Annotated in this window: 5 protein-coding genes and 1 pseudogene; all 6 read right to left on the bottom strand. The window is 38.8% G+C overall.

Annotated elements, in window-relative coordinates:
* Positions 1-629, bottom strand: a pseudogene (locus FTV27_RS15805) (IS3 family transposase); the annotation flags it as partial.
* A 363-nt stretch (positions 630-992) separates the two neighbouring features.
* Positions 993-2,303 carry a HEPN domain-containing protein gene (locus FTV27_RS17400; RefSeq protein WP_180079261.1) on the bottom strand — a complete coding sequence of 437 codons (1,311 nt, stop codon included), beginning with the start codon at positions 2,301-2,303 and terminating at the stop codon, positions 993-995.
* 262 nt (positions 2,304-2,565) lie between these two features.
* Entirely contained in the window at positions 2,566-3,240 is a 675-nt protein-coding gene (locus FTV27_RS15795; protein WP_180079260.1) for a 3-oxoacid CoA-transferase subunit B, read from the bottom strand.
* Positions 3,240-3,908: a 3-oxoacid CoA-transferase subunit A gene (locus tag FTV27_RS15790; RefSeq protein ID WP_180079259.1), complete on the bottom strand. Its 669-nt coding sequence runs from the start codon at positions 3,906-3,908 to the stop codon at positions 3,240-3,242. The genes FTV27_RS15795 and FTV27_RS15790 overlap by 1 nt, the downstream gene beginning before the upstream one ends.
* 51 nt (positions 3,909-3,959) lie before the next feature.
* Positions 3,960-5,240: an MFS transporter gene (locus tag FTV27_RS15785; RefSeq protein WP_180079258.1), complete on the bottom strand. Its 1,281-nt coding sequence runs from the start codon at positions 5,238-5,240 to the stop codon at positions 3,960-3,962.
* A 210-nt stretch (positions 5,241-5,450) separates the two neighbouring features.
* Positions 5,451-6,650, bottom strand: coding sequence for an acyl-CoA dehydrogenase (locus FTV27_RS15780; protein WP_180079257.1), 1,200 nt, complete (start codon positions 6,648-6,650; stop codon positions 5,451-5,453).

Raw genomic sequence — 6,650 nt, 5'->3', positions numbered from 1 at the left:
GAGCAGATATGGATATTTACGGTGAGCTTGATTAGCCTGGCTTAAATTTGGTTTGCAATATAACGCCTGAATACCCATTTTCTTCATTAAAGTACGTGTATGACGTCGTCCTATATGATGCCCTTGACGATTCAACAAATCACGCATCATACGACTGCCTGCAAAAGGATATTGCATATGTAATTCATCAATACATCGCATCAGCTTCAGATCTGATGAGCTAACAGGTTTTGGGCGATAATAATAACAACCACGAGAGACTTTCAGTAACTTAGCTTGTTTAGATACTGAAATCTGAAGTGAGTGATCGATTAACTTTTGTGGTTGAAGCGGCCCAGTTTCTTCAACACACCTTCTAAAAAATCAATTTCTAATGCCTGCTCACCGATTTTTGCATGTAACTTTTTAAGATCAATGGGAGGTTCTGATGGAGCTTTTGATTGATCGAAAGCTTGTGAGGAAGCTGAGATCAATTGATTTTTCCAGTCAATAATTTGGTTTTGATGAACATCAAACTCAGAACTCAATTCAGCAAGTGTTTTTTCTGCTTTGATCGCAGCAAGTGCTACCTTAGCCTTAAAGTCGTTTGAATGATTTCTTCTTGGTCTACGTGCCATAAAATACTCCATATATTGATGTTTATAACATCATTTGGGGAGCAAAATATCACTTATAAGTGTTGTTCAAATTTCCTGATCCACCTCTGAATGTTCCTAAACTATAATTACCTGGATATCTATTCTTATTTTATCTGACATTTTTTCTGCTTTAGGGTTAAATGAGACTACATAAATCTGTGGAACATTGCTTATTTATTGAGTATGAAACATGAAAAATCATAAAAAAACCCAATCTGTGATGATTGGGCTTTTTTATAAATTAAATATATGATTTATAAAAATAAAAAATATTTTCATATAACGTGTATTATGTTAATTTTAAGGTTTCTAAAAAATAGATATCACCTTATTGCTCATTGAGCGGTACTACCTTTAAAGAGTATCAAAAGAACTTGAATCCATTTTTTGTCTTTCAAAATATAGAGAAACTTCATTATCTAGAGCAATACTTTTATATTTTGATAACTTAATCATTTCAACAATAGAACTTGCCAAAATATGGAAAACCAACTTCAAATCATGTTCCAATATCTCTGGTTTTCTTCCATGTGCTATTCCTGATCTACTATCATATAATCGTTTAACATCCTTTTTAATGTTGATACGACTTTCCAGATTACGTCCTAATAACAGCGCACAATTGTCTGAGAGTGTTTCCGCAACAGGAGCGCCCTTTTGTGAAAATAAAGCTTCTAATCCAATGCAACAAAATAAGAACTTTGTATGCTCATCTAAAGATCTTTGAGCTTTAGCATACCAATTTATTGCAATAGAAACTTTACTTAACAATGGATTGCTTTCAGCTTTTTTATAAATGGGAAAATCGTATTCTTTTAGCATAACTGAAAATTTATGAATACTCGTGTTTTGAGTCTCAAAGTTTTCGTTAAGTGTAAATAAAATTGGACGCACTATTTCGTTTTCTACTGTCCCATAACTAATTCTTTGCATATGTTCATTTATTTTAATGAAATTAGACTTATTTGGTTTATCTATTTCTAAACTAGGCAATGTTTTATAAAAATGAGAAATATCTGCAAAAAAAGCTACCTCATTTAGGAAAGTTCTAGCAGCATCCAAAGCTTTTGATTTAGACAAAATATCATCACCAGTTTCCTTAATAATAATTATAGTTTCTTCAGTAGTCTCATTTATAAAATTAATAAATTCATCTACTACCTTATCCGATTCATCAGATGAATTTTTATGTAAATTTTTGAGAAAGATTAGACATTGTTCTCGAATACTTTCACCATTTTCATTCTTTTCTTTCCCATTACAAATTGTAATATTATCAAAGTTATAGAGTTGATCAGTTTGAATTAGTCTTGTTTTAAATATAAATGTTTTTTCTTGATCCACTGTAGAGGCTAGTTCACTTCCAAGAGCTATTAATTCTTTTGCGATAGTTGGTGAATTAGCAACGATATCTTTAAGTTCAGGATGATTAAAAATTTGAGAAAATTTTAACTCTACAGTTTTTCGAGAATAATGCTTACCTAATTTAAATTTTTTAAAGAAGGAATCAATAAAATCATCCCAACTTTCTAGTTGCTGAATTGAGTTTCTAAAAAAAGTATTGTGTTGTTTGTCTGACATCAGATTATTCAACTCATTTTGCATATCTGTAATGGCGTTTTTAATTGATTTTTCTTGATTCCATTGAATGTTTTTCTTAGACACCTGTTACCTCATCATATGAATATTAATTTATTCTCTTATCATCATTCATTACTGTAAGAAATAATAGAAATTTCCACCAAATCATCTTCCATTTAATATAATGGCGATTATGCGAAATTTAGTTGTAAGCCCCAAATAGAAAGTCCGGTTTCTCCAAAGTAAAAATGTACACTTTTAGAATATGTAACTAATCACGAACATATAGCATAAAAAATCGCAGTCTAAGCTGCGATTTTTAACCATATTTAAATGATTTAGAAAATTATACTGATGCTTTTAACTGTTCAGCTGCACGGCCATCGAGCAACTTGCAACCGGTCTGTTGCTGAAGTTCCTCAAAACTCAAGCCATCCACCATTTCTAGCACCCAAGCCTGATTGTCTTTTAATTCAATAATGCACAAATCGGTATAAATACGGTCAACGCAGTTTTTACCAGTAATTGGATAAGTCAGCTCTTCCACAATTCGCGGTTCGCCATTTTTAGTGACATGTTCCATGCAAACATAGACACAGCGAGCACCAACCGCCAGATCCATCGCCCCACCCACCGCTGGAACTGCATCCAGTGCACCGGTATGCCAGTTAGCGAGATCACCGTTCACAGCAACCTGAAAGGCGCCCATAATACAGAAATCTAAATGGCCGCCACGCATAATATCGAAGGAATCTGCAGAGTTCATAAAACTCCCACCATCCAGCATGCTGACCAGTTCTTTACCGGCATTAATCAGATCATCATCAGCGATTTCAGGGTCGGTTAAAGCAGTAAAACCCAAAACGCCATTTTCAGAATGCAGGACAATATCCTGTTCAGGTTTTAAATAACCGGCAACGCGTGTTGGTAAGCCAATACCTAAATTCACATAAGAACCAGTTGGAATATCCTGTGCAACTTTTTCTACAATCTGTTCACGTGTACGTTTTTGAATTGTCATTATTTGATATCTCCTACCTTCACCACATGCTGCACAAAAATACCCGGCGTCACGATAATCTCTGGATCAAGCTCGCCTAGCTCCACAATTTCATGTACCTGAGCAATCGTGGTTTTGGCTGCTTTTGCCATTAATGGGCCAAAGTTTCGCGCTGCTTTACGATAGGTTAAGTTGCCCCATTGATCAGCCTGATTGCCATAAATTAAGGCATAGTCCGCATGAATTGGATATTCCAGCACATAGTCTTTGCCATTGATATGACGTGTTTCTTTACCTTCAGCAATCTTGGTTCCAAAACCTGTAGGTGTAAAAATAGCGCCCAGACCAGCACCCGCTGCCTGGATACGGCAAGCCAAGTTGCCTTGTGGTACCAACTCTAGTTCAACCTTTCCAGCTTTATACAGTTCTTCAAACACCTTGGAATTATTGGCACGAGGAAATGAACAGATCATTTTCTTCACTAGTCCTGACAATAACAGGTTGGTTAGGCCACGGTCACCAGAAGCAGCATTATTATTAATAATCGTCAGATCTTTAGGACCAATATCAATCAGGGCTTCAATCAGTTCGATTGGCTGTCCTGCCAGACCGAAGCCACTAGTCATAATATGCGCACCATCTGGAATCTGCTTGAGTATGGTTTCGATATCCTGTGTGATTTTATTCATTTAATTGCTTCCTAGCATCTTCCTGTCTTTATAAAATGTTTGATTAATCAATTAGTCAGCTTTTTGTGGGTCAAACAAACGGTTTTTAATGAAAATCGCCGGGATCAACCCACAAATAAAATAAGCCACACTCATGATGAGTAGACCTGTACCAATTGAGCCACCTTGTGCAAAATAACCGATGGTTAAAGGTGCCAATACTGCGCCTAGACGGCCAATGTTATAAGCGCCACCTGTTGCTGTACCACGGACTTTAGTAGAAAAACTTTCAGTCATATAAGTCGCGTTAATGCCATATGGAATACCGTAAAGGAATCCGAAAAACAGCATCAGCCATAAGATGTTGTCCGGTGTGTTGCCAAAGACAATGATAGGAATAAAGATTGCGGTGCCCATGGTACCGAAAGCAAATACAGCACGACGACCAATTTTATCCGCAATAATGCCCGCGATCACTTTAGTACACATCATGATCAGGAAGGTCCCAATCATATAGGTGGTCATTTCTTTAAATTTAATACCGAGATCTGATTCCAGATAAGCCGGTAACCAGTTACTTACGCCGTAATAACCAAACTGTAAGAATGCGGTACTAAATGACCAGAGGATGAACATGCGACGGCTTAAAGCATCGGCAAAAATCATTTTAAACGTATTCTTCGGTTTTTCCTGCACTACTCCACTGGCTTTGGCTGCCAATCTTTCTTGACGGGCTTTTAACCAGGCTTGTGGTTCTGGTACCAGGAAGAACATGCCAATGGCAAGAACAATCGGAACAATGGCAATATAATAAAGGTAACGCCAGCCTAGCTCTGGAAGCAGCCATCCTGCAAGTACAGTGGCAACCACTGAACCAAGTGTCCAACCTGTCATTAAAGCAGCAAGTACTGTAGAACGATATTTTGTTGGCACATACTCTGCCATTAGAGTATTACAGGCAATATATAAAGCCCCTAAACCAATAGATGAGAAGAATCTTAACCACTTAAACTCATCATAACTTTGAGTAAAACCTAGCCAGAAGGTGAGTGAAGAAAACAAGACAATCGCAATCACAATCACCCGCACTCGTCCGAAGCGGTCACAAGCCCAGCCACCAAAAAAGCCACCAATGGCCATACCAGCAAGTGTCCAGCTACCGAGTGCACCTGCCTGAATACTACTTAAAGAAAATTCTTGTTTGAGGCTGGTTAGACTGTAGGCTAATAGTGCAAGATCTGCACCATCTACCAATAATGCTAAAAATGAAAAGATAAAAGCCAGAATCCAGACCTTTTTCTTAGGCATATTTTCTTCTGGTAGAAGGTTTTGTTGTGAATTAAGCGTATTCATAATGTCCTTTACACTTTGCTGGCACTCCTGTGCCCTTTAGAAGTTTATGGTTCACCTAATTAATTAAATGAAACATAGAATGTTGAATTGATCTTTAATTCTGAATCTGACTAGATTTTTAAAATCCATCCCAGAACTGGATTGGCTGACTTTAATTAAAGTCAGCCAAAACAAACTAGCCAGCAATGCTGGCTAGAAGTTGATCTGCATTTAGTTGGAGAATGCAGCAATACCTGTTTGAGCACGACCTAGAATTAGGGCATGTACATCATGGGTACCTTCATAAGTATTGACCACTTCCAGGTTTACCAGATGACGTGCCACACCAAATTCATCAGAAATCCCGTTCCCGCCCATCATGTCTCGCGCTAAACGGGCAATATCTAAGGCTTTACCACAGTTATTACGCTTGATCAGTGAAGTACCTTCTACTGAAGCAATGCCTTCGTCTTTCATACGGCCAAAACGTAAAGCCACTTGCAGACCCAACGCAATTTCAGTTTGCATATCCGCCAGTTTTTTCTGGATCAGCTGATTCGCAGCCAATGGACGACCGAACTGTTTACGGTCCATGGTGTATTGATGCGCTGTATGCCAACAGAATTCAGCTGCACCCATCGCACCCCAGGCAATACCATAGCGGGCACTGTTCAGACAGGTAAATGGACCTTTTAGACCACGAGTTTCCGGGAATGCGTTTTCTTCTGGAACAAAAACATTGTCCATCACGATTTCACCGGTAATCGAAGCACGTAGGCCAACTTTACCGTGAATTGCTGGTGCAGAAAGCCCTTCCCAACCCTTTTCTAAGATAAAGCCGCGAATGTCACCGACATTGCCTTCAGGAGATACTTCTTTTGCCCAAACCACAAAGACATCAGCAATTGGGCTGTTGGTGATCCACATTTTCGCACCAGTCAGACGGTAACCACCATCAACTTTCTTGGCACGAGTAATCATGCTGCCCGGATCAGAACCATGATCTGGTTCAGTCAGACCGAAACAACCGATATATTCACCGGTCGCCAATTTCGGTAAATATTTCTGCTTCTGTTCTTCAGAACCAAATTCATTGATTGGCACCATCACTAGCGAGCTTTGTACGCTGGCCATTGAACGATAACCCGAATCCACACGTTCTACTTCACGTGCAATCAGACCATAGCTGACATAGTTTAGACCTGCGCCACCGTATTGCTCAGGAATGGTTGGGCCCAGCAGACCCAGCTCACCCATTTCACGAAAAATCGTTGGGTCAGTTTTTTCATGACGGAACTGTTCTAGTACGCGTGGCATCAGCTTGTCTTGACAGTAGGCATGTGCGCTGTCACGGATCATGCGCTCTTCTTCAGTCAGTTGCTGTTCCAGTAAGAATGGATCTTGCCAGTCAAATCTAATTCTTGTGCTCAT

The organism is Acinetobacter sp. YH12251, from assembly GCF_013417465.1.
Taxonomy (GTDB): Bacteria; Pseudomonadota; Gammaproteobacteria; order Pseudomonadales; family Moraxellaceae; genus Acinetobacter; species Acinetobacter amyesii.
This window is presented reverse-complemented; position numbering and strand designations above follow the sequence as displayed.

Coding starts and splice junctions, on each gene's coding strand:
- FTV27_RS15795 (WP_180079260.1), bottom strand. CDS start 3,240: ATGACAATTCAAAAACGTACACGTGAACAGATTGTAGAAAAAGTTGCA.
- FTV27_RS15790 (WP_180079259.1), bottom strand. CDS start 3,908: ATGAATAAAATCACACAGGATATCGAAACCATACTCAAGCAGATTCCA.
- FTV27_RS15785 (WP_180079258.1), bottom strand. CDS start 5,240: ATGAATACGCTTAATTCACAACAAAACCTTCTACCAGAAGAAAATATG.
- FTV27_RS15780 (WP_180079257.1), bottom strand. CDS start 6,650: ATGAGCACAAGAATTAGATTTGACTGGCAAGATCCATTCTTACTGGAA.